General features: G+C 60.1%; 2 protein-coding genes. Both read left to right on the top strand.

Translation table 11 applies throughout. The features are described 5' to 3' along the window. Window positions 1-1,786 (top strand): transketolase (tkt, locus tag ACIONG_RS29875; RefSeq protein ID WP_401304566.1); only part of this gene is annotated, 1,786 nt, incomplete at its 5' end. 152 nt (window positions 1,787-1,938) lie between these two features. After that, on the top strand, window positions 1,939-2,991 hold the full coding sequence (gene epd / locus ACIONG_RS29880) for an erythrose-4-phosphate dehydrogenase (RefSeq protein ID WP_034153619.1): 1,053 nt from the start codon (window positions 1,939-1,941) through the stop codon (window positions 2,989-2,991). The last annotated feature ends 99 nt before the right edge of the window (window positions 2,992-3,090 follow it).

Here is a 3,090-nt window from a genome sequence, read left to right on the forward strand (position 1 = left end):
CTACTCGCTGCTGCACCTGACCGGTTACGACCTGTCGATCGACGACCTCAAACAATTCCGTCAACTGCACAGCCGTACCCCGGGTCACCCGGAATTCGGTTACACCCCGGGCGTCGAGACCACCACTGGCCCTCTGGGTCAGGGTCTGGCCAACGCCGTGGGCTTCGCTCTGGCTGAAAAAGTGCTGGGCGCGCAGTTCAACCGTCCTGGCCACAATATCGTTGACCACCACACCTACGTGTTCCTGGGTGATGGCTGCATGATGGAAGGCATTTCCCACGAAGTCGCGTCCTTGGCCGGTACTCTGGGCCTGGGCAAGCTGATTGCTTTCTACGATGACAACGGCATCTCCATCGACGGCGAAGTCGAAGGCTGGTTCACCGATGACACGCCGAAGCGTTTCGAGTCCTACAACTGGCAGGTCATCCGCAACGTCGACGGTCACGATCCGGAAGAGATCAAGACCGCCATCGAGACCGCGCGCAAGAGCCCGCTGCCGACCCTGATCTGCTGCAAGACCACCATCGGTTTCGGTTCGCCGAACAAGCAGGGCAAAGAAGATTGCCACGGCGCCCCGCTGGGCGACGCGGAAATCGCTCTGACTCGCAAAGCGTTGAACTGGAACTACGGCCCGTTCGAAATCCCGGCCGACATCTATGCCGAATGGGATGCCAAAGAAGCTGGCCGTGCTGTTGAAGCCGAGTGGGATCAGCGTTTCGCTGCTTACTCCGCCGCGTTCCCGACCGAAGCCAACGAACTGGTGCGTCGTCTGAGCGGCGAGCTGCCGGCCGACTTCTCCGAAAAAGCCTCGGCCTACATCGCTGAAGTGGCTGCCAAAGGCGAAACCATCGCCAGCCGTAAAGCCAGCCAGAACACCCTGAACGCGTTCGGCCCGCTGCTGCCGGAACTGCTCGGCGGTTCGGCTGACCTGGCCGGTTCCAACCTGACCCTGTGGAAAGGTTGCAAAGGCGTCAGCGCTGAAGATGCCAGCGGCAACTACATGTACTACGGCGTGCGCGAATTCGGCATGACCGCGATCATGAACGGCGTCACTCTGCACGGCGGCCTGGTGCCTTACGGCGCGACCTTCCTGATGTTCATGGAATACGCCCGCAACGCCGTGCGCATGTCCGCGCTGATGAAGAAGCAAGTGATCCACGTCTACACCCACGACTCCATCGGTCTGGGCGAAGACGGCCCGACGCACCAGCCGATCGAGCAACTGACCAGCCTGCGTACCACACCGAACCTCGACACCTGGCGTCCAGCCGATGCCGTTGAATCGGCCGTGGCCTGGAAAAACGCTCTGGAGCGCAAGGACGGCCCATCGGCGCTGATCTTCTCGCGTCAGAACCTGCAGCACCAAGAGCGCGATGCCCGTCAGATCGCCGACATCAGCCGCGGTGGCTACGTGCTGAAGGACTGCGCAGGCGAGCCTGAGCTGATCCTGATCTCGACCGGTTCTGAAGTGGGCCTGGCTGTTCAGGCGTACGACAAACTGACCGAGCAGGGCCGTAAGGTGCGCGTGGTTTCCATGCCTTGCACCAGCGTGTTCGATGCTCAGGACGCGGGCTACAAGCAAGCCGTGCTGCCGTTGCAGGTCAGCGCGCGTATCGCGATCGAAGCGGCTCACGCCGACTTCTGGTTCAAGTACGTGGGTCTGGAAGGTCGCGTGATCGGCATGACCACTTACGGCGAATCGGCTCCGGCTTCGGCACTGTTCGAAGAGTTCGGCTTCACCCTGGAAAACATCCTGGGTCAGGCTGAAGAGCTGCTGGAAGACTAAGTCCGACAGTTGTGTTGTCCGGGCTGACGCCATCGCGAGCAGGCTCACTCCTACAGGGTTTTACGTTGCCCATGTAGGAGTGAGCCTGCTCGCGATAGCGTCGCTTCAGACAATAAAGAGCTTTCTGATTCACCACGGTAATCGAGAACCCCATGCCTCAACCGCGTCCTTACAAAGTTGCACTCAACGGCTACGGCCGGATTGGTCGTTGCGTCTTGCGTGCGTTGTTTGAGCGAGGCGAGAAAGCCGGGTTTGAAATTGTCGCAATCAACGATCTGGCCGACATGGCCAGCATCGAATACCTGACACGCTTCGACTCCACTCACGGCCGCTTTCCCGGCGAAGTGCGAGTAGAAGGCGATTGTCTGCATATTAATGGCGACTGCGTGAAGGTCCTGCGCAGTGCTACCCCCGAAGGCATCGATTGGGCGTCCCTTGGCGTCGATCTGGTGCTTGAGTGTTCCGGTGCCTACAACACCCGTGAAGATGGCCAGCGCTTTCTCAACGCTGGCGCGCCACGCGTGTTGTTCTCGCAGCCGATGGCCAGCGAGGCGGATGTCGACGCCACCATCGTTTACGGCGTCAATCAGGATTGCCTGACTGGTGATGAGTTGCTGGTGTCCAACGCCTCCTGCACGACCAACTGCGGCGTGCCGCTGTTGCGTTTACTCGACAAGGCGATTGGCCTCGATTACGTGTCGATCACCACGATTCACTCGGCGATGAACGATCAGCCGGTGATCGACGCCTATCACCACGAAGACCTGCGCCGCACGCGTTCGGCGTTCCAGTCGGTGATCCCGGTGTCCACTGGTCTGGCGCGCGGTATCGAGCGCCTGCTGCCGGAACTTGCCGGGCGAATTCAGGCCAAAGCCGTACGCGTGCCGACGGTCAACGTGTCTTGCCTCGACATCACGATGCAGACCGCCACCGCGACCGACGCCAATGAGGTCAACCGGATTCTGCGCGAGGCTGCCACCAGCGGCCCGCTCAAAGGCCTGTTGGCTTACACCGAGCTTCCCCACGCAAGCTGTGATTTCAACCATGACCCACATTCGGCCATCGTCGATGCCAGTCAGACCCGTGTTTCCGGCCCCAAACTGGTAAACATCCTGGCCTGGTTCGACAACGAATGGGGTTTTGCCAACCGAATGCTGGATGTTGCAGAACACTATCTGCAAACAGCAACTTCAAAAAAACCGTAGGAAGTGCGACCCATGACCGTGTTGAAGATGTGCGACCTCGATCTGCAAGGTAAGCGCGTATTGATCGGCGAAGTCCTCACCGTCCCAGTCACGGACGGT

The sequence above is a fragment of the Pseudomonas sp. NPDC087817 genome, assembly GCF_044742875.1.
GTDB lineage: Bacteria > Pseudomonadota > Gammaproteobacteria > Pseudomonadales > Pseudomonadaceae > Aquipseudomonas.

What these genes read in the sequence shown, in the direction of transcription:
- epd (WP_034153619.1), top strand. Translation starts at nt 1,939, where the DNA reads ATGCCTCAACCGCGTCCTTACAAAGTTGCACTCAACGGCTACGGCCGG.